This is a genomic window from Metabacillus sp. KJ11-3 (assembly GCF_055808295.1).
In genome coordinates, this window is sequence record NZ_CM147865.1 from 3,198,199 (window position 1) to 3,223,375 (window position 25,177).

Sequence of the window (25,177 nt, forward strand, 5' to 3'; positions counted from 1 at the left end):
ACACTCTTTTTAGATATACTCGTATAAGAATTCAGCCAGGCAAAGTACAGCTAATGACTGACCATATGGCATTGTCGTGATTTTAATTTCTTTATAAAATTCCAATGAATCTCCCATGCCTGTCCCTACAGATACTTTTTGCAAGGCACCATCTTCGTTGGTTTCTTCAATTATTCCTTTGATTGCTTTATAAGCTACACCTTTGTACTCTTGGCCTATATAGCGTTTATGGATCGATTTTAAGATACCGTAGGCAAAGCCTGCTGTTGCAGATGCTTCCAAGTAAGAGGTTTTATCATTAATTAAGGTATGCCATAATCCGCTTTCATTTTGATATTCAGCTAATGCTTCAACTTGTCTTTGTAAAGTATCGATCAGAAATTCTCTTAAGAAATCTCCTTTTTGTAAATCGAGTATTTCAATTATTTCTGGAATGGCAATAGTAATCCAGCAATTACCTCTTCCCCATAATGCTTCTGCATAATTATGGTTTTCTTCAAATGTCCACCCGTGAAACCAGAGTCCTGTTTTCCGATCACTTAAGTATTTGATATGAATTAAAAACTGTTTTTTAGCTTCTTCGATGTATTCTTGTTTATTGAAAAGCCTTCCAATTTTGGCTAAAGGTAATACAGTCATCATTAATGTATCATCCCATAGCTGATTTTTATTTTCAGGACCGTATGTCATATGCTGAAGACCATCTTCCTTCGTACGAGGCATTTCATACATAACCCACTCTGCCCAGCTTTCCAAATACGGAACGAAAGTCTGATCTTTCGTTTCTTCGTATAAGAATGCCAATGTAAGAAGCGGAGCCATTGTGTTTACATTTTTAGGTGGAACACCTTCTTCAAATCTAGCATTAAACCAGTCTGTAATAATTTTCAGTGCCTTTTGATCATTTGTTAATTTCCAATATTTAAATATCCCATACAACCCGACACCTTGTGGCCAATTCCACACATTCCAACTTTTATCATCAACAACTAAACCATTAAAGTTTAATAGAAATTCTCCTGTGTCATCACTGATTTTTGAAAGGTTATCCATTAAGACATCTATATAAGTTAAAATGTCCGTCTTTTCGAGAGATGCTTGTTTTTGTGCCATTATTTTTACCCTCCTATTTAGGTTGAACATTCATGTCCAGCTACCATAATATTAACCGTTTTCATTTTTACTTTTATTAAATTTTACAATTTTTATTGCTATGATAGGATGTACTATTTTTTTGAAGTATTGTTCCTTTTCTTCTGTTTTTGTTTGTTTATTTCCACTTTGATTATAAAGAAAATATTCTATCAGGTCAATGAATTTTTAGGTAAATTTATAAATAATTGAGAAAATCAAATTCAGTTTCCCTGTCTAAATAAAGCCTTTTTATAAGAAACCCTCTTATATTTGTATATGTTCACTACTTATAAATATTATTTTGATAGATGTAAATATACTATTTTCTCTTCACTATACTAATAACACTTGTATTAACCTGTAAAAACTTTATAAATATTTGTTTGTTAATATCTGTTTATGTTTGTTTTTGTTTGTTGTGGTTTAATTATAGCACAAACAAAAAAGATGACAACGATTTAATTATCGGTATCATCTTTATTTCTTCCTATATCCTGCTTCGTCCCACAGTGTGTTTACTAACTATGCCTTTGCAAGATGCAGCTTAATATTCTTTTCTTGGAATTTTTCTTGTACATGTTGATCGAGGTTAGAATCAGTTACAATTTCATTTACCTCTTCAATTGCAGCAAATTGAATAAGGGCAACCTTTTCAAATTTTGTTGAATCTGCTAACAGTGTAATTTGATCTGCACAATTGATAATTTGCTTTTTCCAATCAGCATGAATACTATTGAAAACTGTCAAACCATGATCGACTGATACACCTGTTGTTCCAAAGAATAACCTGTTGACTCTCATACGACTAAGCATTTCCGTAGCCTGCGCCCCCATTAATGAGGAAGATTTGTCAATTCTCATCCCACCTAAAACCATTAACTGAACATTGGTTTTATTTAGTAAAACATTTGCAATTTTTAGATCATTCGTAATTACTGTTATAGGAAAATCACCTAATAACTCAGCAATAGCAAGGGTCGTACTTCCACCGTCCATTAAAATTGTTTCTTTTGGTTGTATTAGCTTAACTGCCTCTCTTGCAATAGCTAGTTTTACATCACTATGGCCTGATTGGCGCTCAGCTATTGGAAGCATTTTTCCGGCGTCCTCAGCTATTACTGCACCACCATGTATTCGATTTAACAATCCCTTATTTTCTAAGAGCTCAAGATCTCCTCGGATTGTTTTTTCAGTAACACCCAAAAGAGTGCTAAGCTCTGACACTTTAACAATTTTATTTTTATCTAGTTGATCTAAGATTCTTTCATGCCGTTCTAAAGCAAGCATATTGTTCCCCCGTGATTTATACATTTTCTATATCATTATAGGATAAAATCATACAAAAACAAACATCTTATCCATTTTCATGTTAGTAAATGGTGTTTCATATATTTAAAGCTGCACAAAAAGCAACCTTCCTTAACGAATGGTTGCCCCTATGAATTATTCTCCTCTTGCTTCTTTTACTGCTTTTATGAACTTTGATGCCGTTGCTGTTATTTCACTTAGATAAGCTGACGTAAGCTCCTTTTTCGTGTTGACCAACGAGCTGCCGACCCCTACTCCAGCTGCTCCGGCTTTAATATATTCACCGACATTATCTACCGAGATTCCACCAGTTGTTATAAGCGGCACTTGTGGCAGTGGTCCATGAATGTCTTTAATATAGCTTGGCCCAAACACATTTGCCGGAAATACTTTAATTAAATCTGCACCGCTTTCATAAGCGGTAAGGATTTCAGTTGGTGTTAGTGCGCCCGGAATGCTCACAACGCCATACCTTTTTGCCATTTCAATTGTTTTACTATTTGTCGTAGGAGAGAAAATAAATTTAGCCCCGGACATAATGGCAACTCGTGCTGTCTCAGCATCAAGTACAGTACCTGCCCCAACTAGAACATCATCAAGCTCTAATGATGCTTTTTCAATTGCTGCACAGGCACCTGGTGTTTCAACCGTTATTTCCAATACCTTAACTCCACCTGCTTTTAATGCTTCTGCAATGGCGATGATATTATCAGTTGTTGCACCACGAATGACAGCAGCTACTCCGGTTTCCCTTATTATGTCAATATGACTCATTTTATCTTCTCCTTATCGAACAACATCTTCGCTGTTTTTATTTAGTATTTGTTCTACTTCATCTCTTTCCGGTAAACCATCAACATCACCATTAACCATTGTAACTAAAGCACCGACAGCGTTCGCTCTTTCAACCGCTCTTCCTAATTCTAAGCCGTCAAGTAAACCTGATAGAAAACCGGCAGCAAATCCATCTCCTGCCCCAACAGGATCTACGACCTGCTTTACAGGAAATCCAGGAATTAAAGCGCTCTCTTTTCCAGTGAAATAATAAGCACCCTCCGCTCCCATTTTCAAGACAACAACTTTTGCACCTTGTGCTAAAAATAACTGTCCGAGCTTATGTGGATCACTTTCACCAAATAAAAATTCACCCTCAGCTAGACCGGGCAACACAATGTCAGTTTCTTTGGCCATCTTAAGCAATGTGTCTCTTGCTGTTTCCTCATCCCAAAGCTTTGTACGGAGATTTGGATCAAAGACAATCGTACTACCATTTTGTTTGGCTAACCTAATTGCTTCAAAGACGGTTTCCTTACAAGTTTCACTTAACGCGGGTGTTATACCTGTAATATGAAGATATTTAGCCTTACTAAGATAATCATGATTAAGATCAGTTGGTGAAAGCTTGCTCGCGGCAGAGCCCTTTCGGTAATAGTAAACTCTTGTGTTATTCTGTCTTCTCGGCTCTTTAAAATAGATACCTGTTGGTGCCTCTGAATCAAATATTACCTGACTAATGTCGACATTTTCTCCTTTTAAACTGGCATGGACAGCTTTTCCGAATTCATCATCACCAAGCTTGCTAATCCATCCGACTTTATGTCCTAATCTTGCCAATCCAACCGCAACATTTGATTCAGCTCCACCGATTTTTTTTGTGAACTGAGAAGCATTTCTCATAAAACCGTCACTAGTCGGTGTGAAAACAACCATAGATTCTCCAAGTGTTACGACATCCATATAACTCCCCCACAACCAAAGTTTATTTTTGTTTTAAAATTATCTTTTTTGTTCACTTATGAATAGTATATAATTTGTGGAGAAATTTCTCTATACTTTTTATAAATAAAGTGAATATTTAATGTTAACAATCGATAGAGTCATGCTGCTTACAAAATTTCTCAGTCTTAAACTCCACTAATCGGGAAAAATACCAAGAGATTTCACATAGGAGGTTTATTTAATATGGATCCCAATACATTATCTGCACACGAGTCATTGGATTTACATGAAATTATTAACTTCAAAACACTGTGTGTAGCAAAATCAAAACTTATGCAAGGTCTAATCTTTGACGATGATCTTAAGAAACTTATGCAAAAAGATGTTGATCAATCTATTCAAGCACTTACTGAATTACAAGCGATCTATCAACGTGCGCCATTTCAAGCACCTGTCCCGGAAAGTCGCCCAACACCTATCATAAATTGAAAGGAAGGTAATGAGCATTGAACAATGATTACTTAGATCCGATAAATTCGCTAAATGTCCCCGAGCTTGCAGATACCACTTTTGCAATGGATTTTCTCATTCGTGCAAAGGAAGGCGTGAGAAATATCGCTGTTGCCCTAACTGAAACCACTTCACCTGATCTAAGAGCACTTCTTCGAAAACAACTCATGCAAGGGATCGCCATGCATCAAGAAATAACTGATCTCATGATTGAGAAAAAATGGTTTCATCCACATGATTTAAAAGAACAATATCAACTAGATCAACTTTCTGCTAAAAATACAATCATGATCGGTAACATGAAGCTCTTTCCAGAGGAAACCAATCGTAAAGGTATGTTTGACCGGACACCTGATGAACACTAACATTGGAGGTTTTACAGAATGAAGGCAGTGACCTATCAAGGCATCAAAAATGTCGAAGTCAAAGAAGTGGAAGATCCAAAGATTCAAAAATCTGATGATATGATTATTAAAGTAACTAGTACAGCCATTTGCGGATCTGATTTGCATTTAATCCACGGAATGATTCCCAATATGCAAGAGGATTACGTCATTGGTCATGAACCAATGGGGATCGTTGAAGAAGTCGGACCAGGTGTTACTAAGGTAAAAAAAGGAGATAGAGTGATAATTCCTTTTAATATTGCTTGTGGAGAATGCCAGTATTGTAAAAGCAATCTTGAAAGCCAATGTGATAATTCAAATGAAAACGGAGATATGGGTGCATATTTTGGCTATGCAGGTAATACAGGAGGTTATCCAGGCGGCCAAGCTGAATATTTACGAGTACCCTTTGCCAATTTTACACATTTTAAAATTCCAGAATCTTGTGAAGAACCTGATGAAAAATTAAGTGTTATTTCTGATGCGATGACAACCGGTTTCTGGAGTGTTGATAATGCAGGGGTCAAAGATGGGGATACAGTCATTGTTCTTGGTTGTGGACCAGTTGGTCTTTTTGCACAAAAGTTTTGCTGGTTAAAAGGGGCCAAGCGGGTCATAGCTGTTGACTATGTTGATTATCGATTACAGCATGCGAAACGCACAAACAAAGTGGAGATTGTTAATTTTGAAAGCAAAGAAAATGTTGGGAACTACTTAAAGGAAATGACACAAGGTGGAGCAGATGTTGTCATTGATGCTGTAGGGATGGATGGTAAAATGTCAGATTTAGAATTCCTTGCAAGTGGATTAAAACTTCAAGGTGGAACCATGAGTGCGCTTGTTATTGCCTCTCAAGCTGTTCGAAAAGGTGGCACTATTCAAATTACAGGTGTTTACGGTGGAAGATATAACGGTTTTCCATTAGGAGATATCATGCAGCGCAACGTGAATATTCGCTCAGGTCAGGCTCCTGTTATCCACTACATGCCTTATATGTTTGAATTAGTCTCAACTGGCAAAATTGATCCAAGCGATGTGGTAAGTCATGTTCTTCCATTAAGTGAGGCAAAACGTGGATATGAAATATTTGATACGAAAACAGATAATTGTATAAAAGTTGTATTGAAACCATAACAAAGGAGTATATAACATGGATTATGCTTTACATGAAGTACTTGAAGTTCAGGAAATGGCATCATTTAAAACAACTTGTTTAACGAAATCCAAAACGATGAGAGCTTTAGTATCAGATCCAGAGCTAAAGAACATCATGGAGCAGGATATTACAATCTCAACTCGACAATTAGAAGAATACTCTTCTATTTTAACGAAGGCAAAAGGAATACACTAGATAGGAGATGATCGTTTTGAATTCAATTATAGAAAGTTTAACTGGCATGAAGGCATTAACCGATCAAGTTGTCGCAATGGACTTATTGATTTCAGCTAAAAGCGGTGTTAGAAACTATGCCATGGCACTCACCGAATCAGGAACACCTGAAATTAAACATACCCTAACACGCCATTTAGAGGAAGCCTTGGATATGCACGAAAAAATATCAAATTATATGGTTTCAAAAGGTTGGTATCATGCATTTGATACCAATGAACAAATCCAGTTAGAACTACAAAATATAAACACTGCTATGAAATTACCTACTTTATAATTTTTAAAGAGGAACCGTTTTACAAAACAGTTCCTCACTTTCTTTCCTATTTCCGTTATTCCTTTACCTATAGACCGAAAAATGCCAAAAGCTTTTGCCAAATAGAAGTCGCTTCTTCTTGCCTTTCATCACGAACGTTCATTAGTTTAGTCTCACTGGTTCCTTTCATAGCTTCTATACCTTCAGTGCCTGAGGAAACTGTTGGTGCCTCTGTTTCTATATTAGCAATAGACTCACCTGTTTCAGTCGTTACTTCTTCGTCTACATCCTTTTCAAATATTAACACATATGTTTTGCGATCCTCATCGTTTTCGACGATAACTGAAATCGCTGTTTTGGCTTTATCACCAATTGTCACTGTTGAGTTATCTGAGATCTCCTCATCTTCTATAAAAATGTCTGCATCTGATTCCTCAGCATCAGCAGAAAGGGTAATATCCGTTACGTCGCTTGCTAATGATATATGATATGTGTACACATCAGAAGAAAATGACTTGCTCCAGGTACCATTAGACACGGTTAGAGAGTCGAGATTTGCCGTAGTCTTTGTTTCACCCGTCACTGTTGCAGATGATGAACCAAGATTCACGGTATTCTTTGTACTACTATTAACATTTGTAGTTGCCAATACATCTTCAATAGGTATAGAGTTTGCCCCACGATTATTTGATTCTGTTGTTGAGGGTGTTACGCTGGTCTTACTGCTGTTTGAAGTAGTTTCCGTTGTTGGCCGAACTTCCTCTGATTGATTTTTTTCTTCATTTGCGACGATTGAACTTGAATCTTGTTGTGCTTGCCTTACGACGGTAACAGTATATATTTTTTTCGTACCGTTTTCTGCTGTTACAATGATTGTCATCGTCGTAGAGCCGACAGACAGTTGGACTTCATGCCCTTCGCCACTTTTGACGGTAGTACCATTGATCGTAACAGTTGAAGTGTCAGCTTCTGCATTAGGTTTTACTATTAATTTACTAATCTCATTTTTAACTTCAGTATAATAATCTGTCTTTTCTGAATTAAAGCTAAGGCTCCCATTAGATAACGAAAGATTGGAAAGTTGATTATTGTCATTTTTTGCACGAACGACTGTAAGCTTATAAGAAGATACTTCCGTTCCATTTGTAACGGTAATCTCAAATTCATTATTTCCAGTAGAAAGCGGTAAACTTTTTTTCACCCCGCTCTCAATTGCTTCGCCATTAATCGTGATCAAAGCTGCTTCCTCTTTTTTTCAACTAATATATTCATCGTTTTTATTTCGTTTCCAACTGATGCAGAATACCCCTTTACATCAGGTGAAAATGCCTGATCAAGCTGAAATTCATCAATTTTTACTGACTTTAATGCAGCAGAGTTTTCAAGTATAGTCATTTCCTCTGCATGTACATGAGAAATTGGATAAGCTGATACATTTGCTCCAATAATCGTACCGGCAGCAATTAATCTTATTCCCAGATTTCGTCTCATTTTTGATTCACCTCTCAACATTCATGGTATATTTGTTACTATTCTATATAGCTTGAGTTTGTTGTTTTTTCCTTGTAAGCCAAAATAATAGTATCCAGCAAATACCAAGTCCAAGAGATAAGCAATTTACCACAAGACCAGGTATGCCATTTTCAAAGCTTCGTAAAGTAGAAGAAAAAGAACTTCTGTCTTGCTGCCCCATAGTCAACTGCATCTGACCATTCAGGGTTGATGGATCCATTGTATCTTCTTGACCATTTGTATTGGTTGCGTCTGTTTCAGCCTCACTATTTTGTGGTGGTGTACCCCTGAAGCCACTACCTCCTCCATTTGCATTAAGACTTCCTCTATCAGGAAAACTCTGAGGCGACCCAAAGGAGGAATAATTGATAATTCCTATCGTGGATTGAATTAGTAACAATACTAATACTAAAACTCCAATCAAATGCATTATTTTTTTCATAAGTTCGTCACTCCTATTAAATAATCAATATATAAATCTAAAATTGATACCAGCTATTCCTGGCGCAGAGCCTGAATAGGATTTAACTTAGACGCTTTATTTGCAGGGAATACCCCGAAGATAATACCAATAGCGAAAGAGAACAAAAACGCAGCTAATGTTACTGTTGGTGAATATGAAATTGCCAGACTAGAGAATACCTCAATTAATTTAGAAATTCCTAAGCCTAAAGCCACACCTATAAGTCCGCCTATTACACTTAAAACCACTGCTTCAATTAAAAATTGCAGCAAAATAGATTTTCGGTTCGCACCAATAGCTTTTCTGATTCCAATTTCCTTCGTTCGCTCCGATACAGAGACAAGCATTATATTCATAACACCAATTCCGCCGACCAACAGGGATATGCTTGCGATACCCCCTAACATAACTGTCATAGTATCTGAAACAGATGACATTGTTTCCATCAAATCTTCTTGACTTGATACTGAATAATAGTCACTTAGATTTGGAAATAGAGTCGTCATCACACTTTGTACTTGAAACTTCGCTCTGTCTACCATTTGTTCATCCTGTGCTTTCAGATAAATTGAGCCAATCGTTGTATTTTTCGTAAGTCTTTGAGTAGTAGAAAGAGGAGCAATAATGACGCTGTCACCACTTGTGCCAAGTGAGCTGCCAACTGACTCCAGTACTCCAATAACCTTAAAAGACACCCCATTAATTAGAACACTTTCTCCGATAGGATTTGTTCTAGGGAATAGTGTTGAAGCGGTATCCGAACCTAATACCACCACTTTTTGTCTTAATTCATTCTCCATGTCTGAAAGAAAGCGACCTTGGCTTAGAGATAAATCCCTAACAGTTAAATAGGAAGAAGTTGTACCTGTTATGGGTACTTGTGTAGAGTTCTCCCCATACTTTGCCGTTACTCTCCCCGAGACAATTGGAGCTACGTCTGAAATCCCATTTAATTCATTAAATTGATCAAGCTGCTCTTCTTTCAACTGAACAAATTCGGTATCTGTTACACTGAGTGTTAATAAGTTTGTTCCAAGACTGCCAATCTCTTCTGTAACTGAGTTTGAAGAACCCTGACCGACTCCTACAAGTGTAATGACGGATGCCACCCCGATGATAATTCCAAGCATGGTAAGGAAAGCTCTTAATTTATTGCCTTTGATACTCTTTAACGCCATCTTGATTGATTCCAACAGGTTCAAACCAGTCACCTCCATTTTCAAAAACTTTACCATCATGTATTCTTACAACCCGTTTAGCTTGCTTTGCAACCTCTAAATCATGTGTAATTACAATGATCACATGTCCTTTTTTATTTAATTCTTTAAGCAATTGCAAGACCTCTTTACTTGTCTTACTATCTAAAGCACCTGTTGGCTCATCGGCCAGCAGGACAGAAGGGTTGCCCGCAAGTGCCCTTGCGATCGCTACCCTTTGCTGTTGTCCACCTGAAAGCTGTGTTGGCAGATGCTGGTGTCTTCCATTTAACCCAACTAAATCTAAGCAAGCTGCTGCCCTTTCTCTACGCTCTTTTGCTCCCAATCCACGATAAACAAGGGGAAGTTCAACATTTTCTAAAGCTGTCAGTTTGTTTAGCAAATTGAAGTGTTGGAAAATAAACCCGATTTTCACATTACGTACCATAGCAAGCTCTAGATCTTTCATGGTTGCGACATTTTTTCCATCTAGCAAGTACTCTCCTCCATCTTGTGTATCTAAGCATCCAAGCATGTTCATGAATGTAGATTTTCCTGAACCAGAAGGCCCGATGATGGATAGGAAGTCCCCTTCATAAATTTGAAGGGAAACATCCTGCAAGGCATGTACCGTTTCATCACCAAGCACATATGACTTTTTCATGTTTTTGATGTCAATAATTGGTTTTGTCATATTACTCATTACCTCTTCCTGCTCCGCCTGGCATCATTTGTCCTCCGCCGCTAGGGAATCCTTGTCCACTCCCATTCCCCGGAAAACCTTGTTCTCTTCCTGCACCTGGTAATTCTTGAGTTGATTCATTACCAGACGTAGTAGAAATTGGTAATTCAATCGTTTGTCCCTCAGTTAATCCGGAAATGATCTCAATATTTTGATCGTCATTAATGCCTGTTTCAACAACCTGATCTGATGTGCTTGCATCGGAATTACTTGAAGCTGCTTCTTGGATCGTTACATATTTTTCTTCACCATTTACCTGTACTGATTCAATCGGTACATAAAGAACATCCTGCTTGCTCTCAGTAATAACATTCCTCTGTTGACATTCCGATTAGCAAGCTTTTTGGATCTTTCAACTGTACAGTTACACTAAAGCTTGAAACACCGTTTTCTGCAGTTCCTTCCTTAGAAACCTCTGTAACAGTACCTTCAAATGTTTCATCCGGGAAAGCACTCGCTGTGATTTCAGCATTTTGTCCTGCTTTCATTTTTGTTATATCAAGTTCATCGACACTAATAACTGTTTCTAATGTTTCATAATCTGTAATATGTCCTACTACTTGTGAATTTTGAATTCGACTTCCGCTTTCTGCATCAATAGTCGTTATTGTTCCAGCATGTGCAGCTGTAATTGGATCACTACCGTCAGTGAAGGTAATAATCTCGTCACCCTCTTCAACAACATCATTGACCTCTACTAAAATCTCTTCTACCTCTCCTTCTAAATCTGCAGTGATATCCGAGCTATTAACAGAAGCAACGGTTCCTGAACCACTAACCTCAACTTGGATGTTTCCTTTTTGGACGGTTGTTGTCATGGCTTGTGCTGAAACTGGTGTTGCTGTTTGTCTACTTTGGAAAAACCATATTCCTCCTCCAACTGCTAGAATGATAATAACGATAATTGAAATCCACTTTTTCACTATTATTCCTCCTATTTGAAATACCTCGTTTATATCGTAAGTTTACTTCTGATGTGATTATAAAATTTGAACCTTAACGAATCCTTAAAAAAATGAGTAATAAAATTTTTATTAAGAACAAAAGCGCAAGCGCCTTGATCAGCCTCTGGCAAATAAGACGCAAATGAATAGAAGACGTTCTTTGTCTTCAATTCATTTGGCTAGACCCTAGAGGCAGTCAATAACACAACATCCTGTCGCAATGGCTGCACTTGCACGTCCTGTGCTTCGGGGCTAGGCGCTGAAGCTGGATGTCGAAGCGCTTATCCTCAGTTCAAGAATTTTATAATTTCCTTAACGAAAAAAAACTTCAATTCCTTAATAAGGAATTGAAGCCTTTTAAACTAATAATCGAGTGAATTATCCCAATCTAATCCAATTGTTTCCAAACTTGTTCATAAACTTTTTTCAATGGAACTTTATATGTGGTTGCAATCTTCTTACAATCCTCAAACTCTGGTGCCCTTTGGATAACTTGTCCATTGTACATCCCTTCTTTAACAGTTACAGGTCCCCACTCCGTTTGCACTTGCCTAAACGTCCTTTCAGCCCTAAACACAGTTAAAGGATAATACCTAATTCCAAGTGTTGTTGTTTCTTTCAGTAAAACTTCTCTAATCGTTCCAAGCTTCCCACGATTACATAGAAGCTGAAGTAACACACCTGGTCTATTTTTTTTCATATATATTGGTGTGTAAAAAACATCATTTGCACCTGCTTCAAAAAGTAAATCCATTACATACCCAAGCCATTCTCCTGAAATATCATCAAGATTCACTTCTACTTTGAGCATTTGATCATCAATATGTTCCTCGTTTGATGGTGGTTGAGAAATCATGAAATTACTCCTATCCGTTACCTATTCCCCTATAACTACTCTTAATACATTTGGTCGATCATTAAATGTTTTCGTTCCTGCTCCATATCCGATTGCCTTTATTTCCATGGACGGAAGTGTACTAAATTCTTCAGAGAGGACCGATACAATGGCAGCTCCAGTTGGGGTGGTCAATTCAAATCTAACATCACTTTGTTCGATTGGCACACCTTTTAACATTTCTAACGTTGCAGGAGCTGGTACAGGATAAATTCCATGATCAATGTGAATTCTTCCTGTTCCTACTGGAATAGCTGACGATTTTACATTTTTAATACCTAACTGATGAAGTAATATGGCTGTACCAACAATATCTATAATTGAATCAACCGCCCCAACTTCATGGAAATGAACTTTATCAAGAGGTAAACCATGTATATGCCCTTCTGCCTCACCAATTTTTTTAAAAACATTTAAAGCTGTTTCTGTTACTTCACTTGAAAAACCTGCAGACTCTATTAATTGAACGATATCTTTGTATGTTCTGTGGTGATGGTGATGTCCATGCTCATGATGGTGCCCGTGTTCATGATGATGTCCATGGTCATGATGGTGTTCGTGTTCATGAGTGTGTCCATGTTCATGGTGGTGGTCATGTTCATGGGTGTGTCCATGTTCATGGTGGTTTTTTAGTATCACATCAAATTTCGTACTAGTAATACCATTTTTAACAACTTTTTTCCATTGGAGTTCATACTCTTCATCTATTTTAAGTTTCTTTAATTCTTCCACAAGATATGCCGGATCTCCCCCAACATCAATAAGAGCACCAATCATCATGTCTCCGCTAATTCCAGAAAAACAGTCTAAATAAAGTGTTTTCATTGTTGTACTTCCCCTTTTTTAGCTAGTTGATCAATTAAAACTGCGTTATATGCTGCTCCAAAGCCATTATCAATATTGACTACACTTATCCCTGATGCACATGAATTTAACATCGTTAATAAAGCAGACAATCCATTAAAATTTGCTCCATAGCCTACACTTGTTGGAACGGCAAGGATTGGATGACTAACGAGCCCTCCAACAACACTCGGAAGAGCGCCTTCCATTCCTGCCACAACAACGGAAACTGTAGCATTCTGGATTTCTTCTATAGAATCAAATAAACGATGTATTCCTGCGACACCCACATCATAAAATCTCCTAACATTGCTTCCCAATGCCTCAGCTGTTACTGCCGCTTCCTCTGCAACTTTTAAATCTGATGTTCCTGCACAGACAATGGCAATATAACCTTTGGATTTCTCACTTTGCTTTTCATCTTTCCAGAAAAGAATTTGAGCGATCTCATGATAAGTAAATTCAGGATACTCTTCTAAAATATGTGTTGCTTTTTCTTTAGAAATCCGTGTAACAAGAACATTATTCTCCTTTGATCGGATCGCTTTAATTATAGCTAAAATTTGTTCTTTTGTTTTTCCCTCACCATAAACGACTTCCGGGAACCCTTGTCGCTTCTTTCGGTGATGATCAACCTTTGCAAATCCTAAGTTTTCAAATGTTGAAAGCTTTTCCTTTGCTTCATTGATACTTAATGACCCTGTTTGTACCTGCTTTAAAATATCTTCAAGCATTAATTTTCACTCACCTTAGTTTAAGCTCTTTCCTTATTTTCACATTTTAAAAATGCTTTGCTATGTCTTTAGCCAATGATTCATATTTTTTATAGATTTCTAAGTAGGTATTATGTTTATTTTCATTTGGTATAATTGGAGGACTCATTGGAATATTTTCTTTGATTTTTTCAAAGGAAGGTACTTTACCTAGAGCGACTAATCCTGTCCAAGCCGCACCCCATGCTGCGCTATGATGACTTTCAGAAACATATACATTTTTCCCAAAAATATCAGCCAACATTTGAAGCCACAGCTTTGATCTTGACAATCCACCATTCACAAAGATCTTTTCAGGTTCGCCAGCCTGACTTTCTAAACTTTGTCCAATTTGATAAAGATTAAATGTAATTCCTTCTAAAACTGCACGAACAAAATGTTCTTTCTTATGAGTAATATTCATCCCGAAAAAATTACCTTTAGCCTGTTGATTCCATAATGGTGCTCTTTCTCCATTGATGTACGGAAGGAAAAGTAACCCTTCAGCACCTGGAGCTGTTTTTTCAGCTTCTTTTGTAAACTCATCAAAACTTCCTTCAAAGTTTAAAAGTTCTTTTAACCATTGTAGCGCTATTCCGCCATTGTTTGTAGGACCGCCAATAATTGAATCCTCTTCTGTAAATGCATAGCAAAATGTTTCGCGTTCTTTCGTTATGCTGAAACCTTTAGTAAATTGTCTGATAGCTCCACTTGTCCCAGCTGTAATGGCTACTTCTCCCGGAGAAATTGCCCCTATACCTAAGTTAGCCAATTGTCCATCTGCTGATCCTAGCACAAATGGTAAATCCTCTGTGATTCCCATTTCTTCTGCAAGCTCTTTTTTTATACCATGTAAGACCATAGTAGGTGAAGCTACTTCCGATAACTGATCCTTCCTTACACCAGTCATCTCCAATAGTTCAAGATCCCAATCAAGTGTATGAGCATTCATCAAACCTGTTGAAGCCGCCATCGAAAAATCAACGACCCGTTTGTTAAACCATTTTAAGAGGATATATTCTTTTATCGAAATAAAATACGTTGCTTTTTCATAAGGATCATATCCTGACTCTTTCATCCAAAGTAATTTTGATAGTGGAGTCATTGGATGAATCGGCACACCAGTTTTTTGAAAAACATTCGTTCCATCATGTTGCTTCAGCTTTTCTGCCTGCTCAGTACTTCTTCCGTCTGCCCAAATGATTGCATTCGATAACGGTTGATATTCCTCATCAACACAGACTAATGAGTGCATAGCAGATGAAAAACTAATCGTAACCAGTTCATTCTTATGAAGATTGGCTTTCTTTATCACATCTCGCACTGCTTTCACAGCAAACCGTTCAATTTCGACAGGGTCTTGCTCCACCCAACCTTGTTGCGGGTATAGTGATGTAATGTGTTCTTCTGATTCTGTGATTACTTTTCCACTCATATCAAAAACAACTGCTTTTACACTTGTTGTTCCAATATCAAGTCCAATAACAAACTCATTTAACATATAATCATCTTCCTTTGACAGTATTCATTTCCATAGAAAAGGCCTTGGATGATTTCCAAAGCCTGTTTGATTATGAAAGAACCTTATTCATACTACCGCTCTTATATCCAACTAAATCTAATGTTATATATTTATATCCGTATTTTGTTAGTTCACTAGCTATTTTATCATGGTTTTCAAGGACAATGTTCATATCGCTTGGTTCAACTTCTATTCTAGCCATTTCCTGATGTGTTCGAACACGAACCTGACGAATATGAAAAGTTTTTAAATAAGCTTCTGCTTTTTCAATTTTCGTCAACTTCTCAATTGTAATCTTATCTCCATATGCAATTCTTGAAGACAGACAAGCAAAAGAAGGCTTATTCCATGTAGCTAAATCCAATTCTCTTGAGAGCTCTCTTATTTCATCTTTAAATAAGTTTGCTTCCTGCAAAGGACCACGTACTCCTTTCTCCTTCGCAGCTTTCATCCCCGGTCGAAATTCGTTTAAATCATCTGCAATAACACCATATATGATATTTTTAAACCCCTCTTTTTCCATGACAGGAATTATATGTTCAAATAAACTGGTTTTGCAAAAATAACACCGATTACGATCATTTTCTGTATAACCTGGAATGGCTAGTTCTGACGTTTCAATCACTCTATGATTTGCCCCGATTTTCTTAGCTAACTCTTTAGCTTCTTCAAGCTCGCTAGAAGGGTATGTTTCAGAATCTGCTGTTACTGCCAGTACATGCTCAGGTCCTAATGTATCTACAGCCACCTTTAGCAAAAAGGTACTATCGACTCCACCTGAAAAAGCGACAACAACTGATTGCATTTCTCGGAGAATGGACACTAAGTTTTGTAGTTTTTCATTCATCGCTGCCTTCTCCTTTCTTTCTATCAAACTATTAATCCATTAGATTGTCATACTTCCGAAACCACCGTCAACACGAATCATCGCACCTGTTACAAAGCTTGATGCTCTCTCTGAAGAAAGCCAAACAGCAGCACCTTGAAGCTCATCCGGGCTACCGAATCTTTTCATAGGTGTATGATTCATAATGGATTCAACACGCTCTTCACTTAAAATTTTTCGATTCTGTTCAGCAGGGAAGAAACCAGGAATGATCGCGTTTACCCGAATACCATGTGGTGCAAATTCACGCGCCAAAAACTGTGTCATGCTATTAACTCCTGCCTTTGAAACCGAATACGTAAACACTTTTGAAAGTGGTGTTGTCGAAGAAACAGAAGATATATTAATAATACTTCCTTTTCTTCCTTGTTCAATCATTTTCTTAGCAAAAATTTGACAAGTAATCATCATTCCTTTTAGATTCACATCCATGATGTCATCCCATTCTTCATCACTAATTTCAAAAAATGGGGTTGAGCTGTTTTTCCCTGGAGCATTTAAAAGGATATCAAATCCGCCTGACCATTCTTCAATTTCTTTTACCACATTTTCTAAAGATTCACGAGCGCTTACATCTGCCTGGAATGCTTTTGCTGTTCCGCCTGTCTCTTCAATTTCTTGTACAACTTTGTTTGCTTTTTCAAGATTACGGCCAACAATCGCAATCTTAGCTCCATGAGCAGATAGCCCTCCGGCAATAGATGAACCTAATACACTGTTACCGCCTATTGCTACTGCTGTTTTTCCAGTTAAATCAAATAAATTAGACATTCTAGAAATCCCCCTCATTCTATTCATAAAATAAATGGCATATGTTAACGAGATGATTAATTATGATAAATTACCTTCATCATTAAATGGCAGTTCAAAAAGATTGGATAATTGCTCCATATCCGGATGCTGTGTAACATGATCAATCAAAGCTTCCGATACTTCAATTTCAGCAATCTCTAATGTGTTTTTTATACGAACCATTTTTACCTTTGTAAAATCAAGAATATTACATGTTTTAATTGCTGCTTTAATCGCATCTTTATCATTTGCTAATGTAGTAGCGATTTTAGTAGGTGCACAAACGGTTGAAGTTAATCCGTTTGCATACGTTACTTCCCGGTCCATTTTGTCTACAAGACGTTGAGTTGTAAAATCAGCTGTCCCTACACCATTGGCATTTCCTTCTGTTTGATGAGTTAAATCAAGCACGACCATTTTATTTACATCAGGCCCACCCTTTGCGTATGGTGTTGGATATCGACCTGTAATATTGGGGTCCATTCCGTCTCCACTAATGTTTTTTCCAATTTCGTCGATAACCAGCACGTCAATTTGATCAAAGAACAGCTTTGGCAATAGTTGTTTTGCTAATGCCTGAAGAGCCGGTTCCTTTTCTTCAATCTCTTCAACAGGTAAAACTTCAATCCTTGCTACTCTGTCAAATGCGTTTTCAAGTGTGGCTACTCCAAATAAAATCGGTGTCTTTTCCATCATCATTTTCGCCATTGCCGGAACATTTTCTGCCATATATTTAAACCCTAACTGATGGGTAGCTTCTGCTCCTTTTTGTTTTCCCAATCCGATACTGATCATTTTCATAATACCGCTCTCAACTGGCCCACGAAATGCAGTATGTGGCTTAATCCGATTTATAACAACAATCCCGTCTGCTTGTGAAGCATATTTATCAATATAAACCGGTAAACCATTCGGTAATTCCCCTAGTTTTATCACATCCATCGAGGAACGAATTTCTGCTTTCACACTTTCTTCTGTAACTCCAAGATGGGCTAAAACTTCACGTTGTCCTTCAGCTGTAGCACCTCCATGACTCCCCATACTTGGTACTATAAATGGAACAGCACCTAAATCCTTTAAAAATTGCACGGTATATGCCGTGATTTCTACAAGTCGATCCATCCCCCGGCTACCTACAGCAATAGCAATTTCCATACCAGGTCTCACCTTAGAGCGAATGGAATCCTGTTGCAATTTTTCGTCCATTGCTTGTTCTACATTCTCTATTTTTGCATTGTCAAAGTTCTGTTTCACTTTGGCCATTTTTGGAACAGGAATGTCTTTTAATAGATCTTGAAGAATGCCCATAACTTTTTTATCTCCTTTATCTTACAGAAAAGTATTTTTGTGCATTGTTAAAACCAATGTTTTCAACCATTTGTTTTAATATTTTTTCATCATTTGGTACTTTTCCTTCTTCAACCCACTCACCAATGATATTACAAACAATTCTTCTAAAATATTCGTGTCGAACATAAGATAAGAGACTGCGCGAATCAGTTGTCATTCCGATAAAGTGACTTAGTATGCCTAAATTCGCTAAGTCTGTCATTTGTCGGACCATGCCATCATATTGATCATTAAACCACCAGCCTGAGCCGAATTGGACTTTACCCGGAATACCTTCTTCAAAGAAGTTGCCAATCATCGTCCCCAACACATAATTATCACGTGGATTTAAATTATATAGGACAGTTCTAGGTAAGCTTCTTGCTTGATCTAATGTATCCAAGAAGCATGATAATCCTTCTGCGAGCAACTGATCACCGATTGAATCAAATCCGCCATCTGCACCAATTTTCTGTTGCATAAACGTATTATTATTTCGTAATGCACCCATATGCAATTGCATAACCCACTCTTTATTAGCATACATTTTTCCCAACTCTTCAAGGAGATAGGAACGATATCCAATGAGCTCCTCATTTGTAAGCTCTTCGTTATTTAATCGCTTTTGAAAAATCTGTTCAACTTCACTTTTCGGTATTTGCTTATAAACCATTAGTTGAATATCATGATCAGATGCATAACAGCCATTTTCAGCAAAATAATCTACTCTTTGCTGTAATGCAGTTACTAAACCATCAAGTGTTTGAATGTTCATTCCTGAAGCAGACTCTAATTTTTTCAACCATTCTGGAAAGCTAACTCTTTCAAGATAAAGAGCGTGGTCAGGACGAAATGTTGGAGCTACTTCCACTTCAAAAGCAGTATCTTCTCTTATTAACTTATGAAATTCGAGTGTATCAGTCGGATCATCTGTCGTACCGACTAATTGGACATTCGATCTTTCAATATATCTTCGAGGTGTAAAGTCCTCTGTTTGAAGTTTTTCATTACATTCTTCCCAAATCTCCTTCGCAGTATCAGGTGAGAGAAGTTTATTAATTCCAAAGAACGTTCTTAGCTCCATATGGGTCCAGTGATATAAAGGATTTCCAAATAAATGCGGGACTGTTTCTGCCCAAGCCTGGAATTTCTCCCAATCACTTGCATGACCTGTGATTAAATCTTCTTTTACACCATGAATACGCATTGCACGCCATTTATAATGATCACCAGCAAGCCAAAGCTGTGTAATATTCTCAAATGTTTGATTTTCATAGATTTCTTTAGGACTAAGATGACAATGATAGTCGAATATTGGCAAGTCCTTCATAATATTATGATAAAGATTTTCTGCCGTAGAATTGGTTAATAAGAATGAATCACTTAAAAACGGTTTCATTTTATCTCCTCCGTACCCTGTTATTCTTCAAAGTTTTTACTATATTCTCTTTTTGTCATGAACAATTGTGTTATAATGAGATGAATCTTATTAATTAGTTTACAAAACAAATTAATAATCTATGTGTAGAATATCATTTCTATTATTTCTCGTCAATCATTTGTATACCACTTCTCAAATGACTGATTTTCAGTAAAAGTGAAAGAATGTATAATAATTAAATTGATGATTTAGTTATGGCTGTTTTCCAGTAAATATGTTGTTTGTAAAAACTATATTGGTTGATTGGAGCGGAAGGTGCGAGACTACTGTAGGAGCTGTGGGAGGGTGTGACCCCGCAAATGCAAATCGTTGAGGAGAGGCTCACCGCCCACCCCACGGAAAGCGAGCATCCTGGAGATCAAATCAACCGCACAACACATATTACAAAGCAATAAAGTTTGAGAAAACAGCCTTAAGAGTTTTTTCAAAAAATTTTAAGGGTGATTTACATGGCGATAGGTGACGCTGCTTATATAAAAAGTATTAATAGACGTTTAATCATAAGTAAAATAATTGAAGCAGGAATGATCTCCAGAGCAGATTTATCCAAAATAACGAAATTAACAAGAGCTACCATTTCTGTACAAGTAGCTGATTTATTAGAAGAAGAATTAATCGTTGAGTCACATCAGGAACATAACAGTGTGGGAAGAAAACCGATTATGCTGTCAATAAACCTAAAAGCTGGTTATGCATTAGGAGTTGATCTGGACCACAGACATGTCACATTTACATTATCAGATCTAGGGGGAAACCCCGTAAGTACCGACATTATAGAGTTCAAGAATTCAAACTATGATGAAATACTTAACCTGCTCATAGCTAATATCAAACAATATGATGATCAATATTCAGATAGTCGATTCGGGATTGTGGGCGTTGTGATCGGAATTCACGGGACTGTTTCCAAGGATGAAATAATTAACTTTATTCCTCAACATAAATGGAAAGATAAAAACTTAAAAGAAGACTTAGAAAAAGAACTCGATATGCAAATACATATCGAAAATAATGCAAACTTATGCTCATTTGCTGAAAGAGTCTTCAAACATCATCATAGTGAAAATTTAGTCAGTATCAGCATGTACTCGGGTATTGGTTTAGGTGTATTAATAAACGGGGAGCTACTTAAAGGATATCATGGATACGCTGGAGAAATGGGACACATGATCATCGTACCTGATGGTCGTCCTTGTAACTGTGGTAATTCAGGCTGTTGGGAATTATATGCTTCAGAGGCAAGTATCTTAAACCAATTAAAGGAATTACATGCTAATCAACATCTAACCTATCAAGATACTCACAAATTTATCATAAATCAAGATCAACCAACCTGTGATGTACTTGATTCGTTCATTAAATATGTTGCTATAGGTTTAAACAATATTATTAATTTACTAAATCCCGAAACAATTGTTCTCAATAGTGAGTTATTAAAAATGTATCCTAATGTTATTCATAAAATTGAATCAAACCTAACTTCGTCCATTAGCGATTATCATAAAATCTTAATTTCAGATCTCGGAAAACATGCAGCAGTAATGGGAGCTTGTGCATTAGCTATCAAAAGCTTTCTGGGTGTTCCTGATATCCGTTTAACGATCGAAGATCAAAAATAGCAATTTAATCGCAATAGTAAAACCCTACTCTTATTAAAGAATAGGGTTTTTTGATACATATTAATCGTTTCTTTGAGGTATTTGAAGATAAATTTTTTCTAATCGTTCTGCAACATGTTGAAACTGGAAGTGTTTTTTTACATATTCTCTTCCATTCAAACCAAGTGATTTACTTTCAGAAGGATTTGATAATATAAAATCTATTGCATCTGCGAATGCTTTGGGATTGTCGTAATCATTAATGACAAGTCCATTTCTCCCGTGGTGAATAACTTCACCATTTCCCCCTCGATTTGTTGTAATGATTGGGATTGCTGCTGCCATTGCTTCATAATGAACACGGGCAAGTGGTTCATGCCATTGTGAACTACATACAAATAGATCAGCCATGACTAAATGTTCAGGTATATTCTCCGTAGGGACATACTTAGTAAAAAGAACATGTGAAGGGAACTTGGAACTAAGATCAAATAAGCTCTGAACATAATCATCAACAGTATTATCACTAAACCACTTTCCCCCTACGATGACCAACACAATGTCAGGGTATTTATCGATTAAATGGTGCAACGCGTTTATTAACAAATGGGGCCCTTTTGTTTTACTTAAACGACCTATAAAAAGAATCACTTGTTTCTCTTGGAGATCGTAGTGTTTACGTACTCTCTTCCGAATGATTTTCCCCTGTTTTTCATAAACACTTTGATACTTTTGCAGATCTACACCAGAATAAATGACGTGGACCTTATGTGATGCCTGCGGATATCTTTTTACTATTGTTTGCTTTATATAATTGCTGACTGTTGTAATGGCATCTACACATTCAATCGCCCTTAATCCCTCTTCTTTTGTTAGTTTTAACTGTGAAAACATATCGTTATGAAGACTTAAAACAAATGAGCTGTTTGGTGAGGATTCTTTGTAAATAGGAATATGACTGGGTCTGTTAAATACATGAATGACATGAAATTGGTGTTTCTTTATTTCCTCAGCAACATTGTTCATATAGGTTTCTCTCGGAAATCGAAAATATTCTAAATGAGCATGCTTCTCATTGTTTGGAAGAGATTTGTCAGAGATAGAAAAGATCGTCACTTGGTGCTCGGTTAAAAAAGGAATAATCCCATCAAGCATGATCTGAACCGCCCCACCTTTTATTGCAGGTGAAGGTAACTTCTCCGTACATATAAAGGCAATTCTCATTCCCCTATCACCTCTACAAACCGTAAACTTTGCGGATATAGTTCAGTTCTTTAACTAAGCCTTCTTTTAACGATATTTTAGGATTGTAGTGTAGTAGTGTTTGTGCAAGAGTGATATCTGCCCATGTATGTTTCGGTTCTCCGTTAACTTTTTGCGTGTAGTTTATTTTTGATGTTTTCCCTGTTATTTGTTCGAGTAACTCAATGACTTCATTGATGGAGGCTCTTTCTTTTCCACCTATATTAATTGTTCTGCCAATCAAATGATCTTGGTATAACACAGCCGATGTTGCTTCAACACAATCGCTGATAAAAGTAAAATCCCTTGATTGGGTACCATCCCCATATATCGTGATTGGTTCTTCTTTTAGAATTTGAACAATAAATCGGTGGAATGCCATATCAGGCCGTTGTCTTGGTCCATAGACTGTAAAAAATCGAACCACTACAATTGGAACACCGAAACTCTTATTATACACATGACATAGGTGTTCACCGGTTAATTTTGTAATTCCGTAAGGTGAAAGTGGTGTAGATATTGAGTCCTCCGATACTTTTCCGCTCTTTTCGCCATAAATAGATGATGTGGATGCATAGATAAATTTAGTAATATTTTTGTTTTTCACAGCTTCCAATAGACGTTGGGTTGCCAAAATATTATTTGTTACATAAGGGTCAAAGTCTTTTCCCCAACTAGATCGAACACCAGGCATACCTGCCAGATGATAAATGGCGTCCACCTCTTTTAGTACATTGTCCAGATCTGCTGTCAGAAGATCAATTTCCATGAACTGAAATCTTGGATGATTCTTAAATGATTGGAGGTTTACTTCTTTTAGATTTATTGGAGTTGGCCCTATAAAGGTATCTACCCCAATTATTTTATTTTCCGGATCTTTTAGCAGTCTCTCACACAAATGAGATCCAATAAAGCCTGCAGCACCAGTAACAAGTATTTTCATGAGCGTGCAACTCCTACGTATTGAAATCCATGTTCATACGCTTTTGATGGATCGATGCAGTTTCGTGCATCCAGAATAACATTTCCTTTCATAAGCAGCTTAAGTTTCTTCCAATCTAAATAGAGAAATTCAGCCCATTCTGTAGCGATGATTACACATTCAGCATCAGTAACTGCTTGATCTAAAGTAGGAAATTGAATAATATTTGATTCTCCTAAAAAAGGTAACGTTGCTTTTGGATCATATGTGTTTACTGTACAACCTAATTGACTTAATTTTTTGATGAGATAAACCGCTTGAGATTCTCTTGTGTCATCTGTATTTGGTTTGAAAGCAATACCGAGAACTGAAATCGTTTTCCCTTTTAGTGATTCAAAAACAGTTAAAAGTTTTTCAATATAATAATCAATTTGTGAATGATTTGTAGATTGGATGGCTTGTAGAATGATCGGAGTTATATTTTTTTCAAACGCACTTTGTTCTAGTGAACGAACATCTTTCGGAAAACAAGATCCACCATAGCCTAGACCTGAATTTAGAAAGTGCGGACTGATTCGTGGGTCTGTACTGATTCCCCGAACAACATCATCAATATTGACTTCATACTTATCACATATTCTAGCAATTTCATTAATAAATGAGATTTTTGTTGCTAAAAAGGCGTTTGAGGTGTACTTAATCATTTCTGCACCGGAGAGAGTTGTTACGATATAAGGTGCTTCTATTCCTTTATAAAGATATTTTACAATGTTTAAGGATTTAGAATCATTTTTTTTCATGCCCACAACAATTTTATCAGCATGTAACATATCGAAAAGTGCTGACCCTTCCCTTAAAAATTCGGGATTCGAGACGACTGCAAACTGCTCTGGAGCGATTCCTTTTTGAAGTAACTTAGCATGTATCTTTTCGTTCGTACCAGGTGGAACAGTACTTTTCGTAATGATTGTTTTATAATCTGTAAGTGCATCTGCTATCATATCAACTACACTATAAATATATGTTAAGTTGGTTTTACCATCTTCGAGTGAGGGAGTACCCACTGCGATTAAGATAACAGGATGCTTTCGGATATTTTCAATTACTTCAGAACTAAATGTTAAGTTTTTCTCGTTACGAGATATGATTTCCTTTAATCCAGGCTCATAAATTGGTACTTCTCCCCTATTTAATGATCTGATTTTTTCTATATTTGTGTCAACACAACAAACAGTGTGCCCGAGATCTGCAAGGACAGAGGCAGAAGTCAAACCTACATAACCAGCTCCTACTACACATATTTTCATTTCTATATCCCCTCTCCAAAAAGTTTCTATTTCTATACTCTCTATTTTATTAGTGGATAAGCTTATATTGTGATAGAGCATAAACACA

25 protein-coding genes and 1 pseudogene are annotated in these 25,177 nt (G+C 36.9%); 6 read left to right on the plus strand and 20 right to left on the minus strand.

Annotation, left to right across the window (positions count from 1 at the left end):
• Positions 1-9: 9 nt before the first annotated feature.
• From bglB to AC0L8O_RS16150, 4 genes are all read right to left on the minus strand, one after another.
• Positions 10-1,113, minus strand: coding sequence for a beta-galactosidase BglB (gene bglB / locus AC0L8O_RS16135; RefSeq protein WP_473443736.1), 1,104 nt, complete (start codon positions 1,111-1,113; stop codon positions 10-12).
• Between the two features lie 543 nt (positions 1,114-1,656).
• Positions 1,657-2,421, minus strand: coding sequence for a DeoR/GlpR family DNA-binding transcription regulator (locus AC0L8O_RS16140; protein ID WP_473443738.1), 765 nt, complete (start codon positions 2,419-2,421; stop codon positions 1,657-1,659).
• A gap of 156 nt (positions 2,422-2,577) precedes the next feature.
• Complete coding sequence (locus AC0L8O_RS16145) at positions 2,578-3,216, minus strand: bifunctional 4-hydroxy-2-oxoglutarate aldolase/2-dehydro-3-deoxy-phosphogluconate aldolase (protein WP_473443740.1); 639 nt, start codon at positions 3,214-3,216, stop codon at positions 2,578-2,580.
• Between the two features lie 12 nt (positions 3,217-3,228).
• On the minus strand, positions 3,229-4,179 hold the full coding sequence (locus AC0L8O_RS16150; RefSeq protein ID WP_473443742.1) for a sugar kinase: 951 nt from the start codon (positions 4,177-4,179) through the stop codon (positions 3,229-3,231).
• A gap of 225 nt (positions 4,180-4,404) precedes the next feature.
• On the opposite strand from AC0L8O_RS16150, the gene AC0L8O_RS16155 reads away from it, so the two are divergent.
• The 5 genes from AC0L8O_RS16155 to AC0L8O_RS16175 are packed head-to-tail and all read left to right on the plus strand — an operon-like array spanning position 4,405 to position 6,724.
• On the plus strand, positions 4,405-4,650 hold the full coding sequence (locus AC0L8O_RS16155) for a hypothetical protein (RefSeq protein ID WP_026562458.1): 246 nt from the start codon (positions 4,405-4,407) through the stop codon (positions 4,648-4,650).
• 17 nt (positions 4,651-4,667) lie between these two features.
• Positions 4,668-5,036, plus strand: coding sequence for a spore coat protein (locus AC0L8O_RS16160; protein ID WP_473443744.1), 369 nt, complete (start codon positions 4,668-4,670; stop codon positions 5,034-5,036).
• A gap of 18 nt (positions 5,037-5,054) precedes the next feature.
• Positions 5,055-6,191, plus strand: coding sequence for a zinc-dependent alcohol dehydrogenase (locus AC0L8O_RS16165; protein ID WP_473443746.1), 1,137 nt, complete (start codon positions 5,055-5,057; stop codon positions 6,189-6,191).
• Positions 6,192-6,207: 16 nt separating this feature from the next.
• The gene (locus AC0L8O_RS16170; RefSeq protein WP_473443749.1) at positions 6,208-6,408 is read left to right on the plus strand and encodes a hypothetical protein; all 201 of its coding nucleotides are present in this window, start codon (positions 6,208-6,210) and stop codon (positions 6,406-6,408) included.
• 16 nt (positions 6,409-6,424) lie between these two features.
• Positions 6,425-6,724, plus strand: coding sequence for a spore coat protein (locus tag AC0L8O_RS16175; RefSeq protein ID WP_026562462.1), 300 nt, complete (start codon positions 6,425-6,427; stop codon positions 6,722-6,724).
• A gap of 67 nt (positions 6,725-6,791) precedes the next feature.
• Here the strand turns inward: AC0L8O_RS16175 and AC0L8O_RS16180 are convergent, their stop codons facing one another.
• The 13 genes and pseudogenes from AC0L8O_RS16180 to uxaC form a co-directional block, all read right to left on the minus strand.
• Positions 6,792-7,940: a cadherin-like beta sandwich domain-containing protein gene (locus tag AC0L8O_RS16180; RefSeq protein WP_473443751.1), complete on the minus strand. Its 1,149-nt coding sequence runs from the start codon at positions 7,938-7,940 to the stop codon at positions 6,792-6,794.
• Positions 7,937-8,194, minus strand: a complete 258-nt coding sequence (locus AC0L8O_RS16185; RefSeq protein WP_473443753.1) for a hypothetical protein — start codon at positions 8,192-8,194, stop codon at positions 7,937-7,939. Before AC0L8O_RS16185 ends, AC0L8O_RS16180 begins: the two co-directional genes overlap by 4 nt.
• 43 nt (positions 8,195-8,237) lie before the next feature.
• Entirely contained in the window at positions 8,238-8,657 is a 420-nt protein-coding gene (locus AC0L8O_RS16190; protein ID WP_473443755.1) for a hypothetical protein, read from the minus strand.
• Positions 8,658-8,710: 53 nt separating this feature from the next.
• Positions 8,711-9,889: an ABC transporter permease gene (locus tag AC0L8O_RS16195; protein ID WP_473448950.1), complete on the minus strand. Its 1,179-nt coding sequence runs from the start codon at positions 9,887-9,889 to the stop codon at positions 8,711-8,713.
• Positions 9,828-10,568 carry an ABC transporter ATP-binding protein gene (locus AC0L8O_RS16200; RefSeq protein ID WP_473448952.1) on the minus strand — a complete coding sequence of 247 codons (741 nt, stop codon included), beginning with the start codon at positions 10,566-10,568 and terminating at the stop codon, positions 9,828-9,830. Before AC0L8O_RS16200 ends, AC0L8O_RS16195 begins: the two co-directional genes overlap by 62 nt.
• 347 nt (positions 10,569-10,915) lie before the next feature.
• Positions 10,916-11,539, minus strand: coding sequence for an efflux RND transporter periplasmic adaptor subunit (locus AC0L8O_RS16205; protein WP_473443757.1), 624 nt, complete (start codon positions 11,537-11,539; stop codon positions 10,916-10,918).
• A gap of 409 nt (positions 11,540-11,948) precedes the next feature.
• Positions 11,949-13,280 (minus strand): annotated as a pseudogene (gene larC, locus AC0L8O_RS16210) (nickel pincer cofactor biosynthesis protein LarC).
• Positions 13,277-14,032 (minus strand): nickel pincer cofactor biosynthesis protein LarB, encoded by a 756-nt coding sequence (larB, locus tag AC0L8O_RS16215; protein ID WP_026562470.1) that lies wholly within the window; start codon positions 14,030-14,032, stop codon positions 13,277-13,279. The pseudogene larC and the gene larB overlap by 4 nt, the downstream one beginning before the upstream one ends.
• Positions 14,033-14,078: 46 nt before the next feature.
• Entirely contained in the window at positions 14,079-15,551 is a 1,473-nt protein-coding gene (locus AC0L8O_RS16220; RefSeq protein ID WP_473443759.1) for a gluconokinase, read from the minus strand.
• Between the two features lie 70 nt (positions 15,552-15,621).
• A complete protein-coding gene (larE, locus tag AC0L8O_RS16225) occupies positions 15,622-16,419 on the minus strand; it encodes an ATP-dependent sacrificial sulfur transferase LarE (RefSeq protein ID WP_473443761.1) in 798 nt (265 codons plus the stop codon).
• A gap of 39 nt (positions 16,420-16,458) precedes the next feature.
• The gene (locus AC0L8O_RS16230; RefSeq protein ID WP_026562473.1) at positions 16,459-17,229 is read right to left on the minus strand and encodes an SDR family oxidoreductase; all 771 of its coding nucleotides are present in this window, start codon (positions 17,227-17,229) and stop codon (positions 16,459-16,461) included.
• Positions 17,230-17,289: 60 nt separating this feature from the next.
• Positions 17,290-18,558 (minus strand): nickel pincer cofactor-dependent isomerase, group 22, encoded by a 1,269-nt coding sequence (locus AC0L8O_RS16235; protein WP_473443763.1) that lies wholly within the window; start codon positions 18,556-18,558, stop codon positions 17,290-17,292.
• 16 nt (positions 18,559-18,574) lie between these two features.
• Positions 18,575-19,978 (minus strand): glucuronate isomerase, encoded by a 1,404-nt coding sequence (uxaC, locus tag AC0L8O_RS16240; protein ID WP_473443765.1) that lies wholly within the window; start codon positions 19,976-19,978, stop codon positions 18,575-18,577.
• Between the two features lie 491 nt (positions 19,979-20,469).
• On the opposite strand from uxaC, the gene AC0L8O_RS16245 reads away from it, so the two are divergent.
• The gene (locus AC0L8O_RS16245) at positions 20,470-21,639 is read left to right on the plus strand and encodes an ROK family transcriptional regulator (protein ID WP_473443767.1); all 1,170 of its coding nucleotides are present in this window, start codon (positions 20,470-20,472) and stop codon (positions 21,637-21,639) included.
• Between the two features lie 60 nt (positions 21,640-21,699).
• Here the strand turns inward: AC0L8O_RS16245 and AC0L8O_RS16250 are convergent, their stop codons facing one another.
• The 3 genes from AC0L8O_RS16250 to AC0L8O_RS16260 are packed head-to-tail and all read right to left on the minus strand — an operon-like array spanning position 21,700 to position 25,089.
• Entirely contained in the window at positions 21,700-22,842 is a 1,143-nt protein-coding gene (locus AC0L8O_RS16250) for a glycosyltransferase family 4 protein (RefSeq protein ID WP_473443769.1), read from the minus strand.
• 13 nt (positions 22,843-22,855) lie between these two features.
• Positions 22,856-23,803 (minus strand): NAD-dependent epimerase/dehydratase family protein, encoded by a 948-nt coding sequence (locus AC0L8O_RS16255; RefSeq protein ID WP_473443771.1) that lies wholly within the window; start codon positions 23,801-23,803, stop codon positions 22,856-22,858.
• Complete coding sequence (locus tag AC0L8O_RS16260; RefSeq protein ID WP_473443773.1) at positions 23,800-25,089, minus strand: UDP-glucose dehydrogenase family protein; 1,290 nt, start codon at positions 25,087-25,089, stop codon at positions 23,800-23,802. Before AC0L8O_RS16260 ends, AC0L8O_RS16255 begins: the two co-directional genes overlap by 4 nt.
• Between the last annotated feature and the right edge of the window lie 88 nt (positions 25,090-25,177).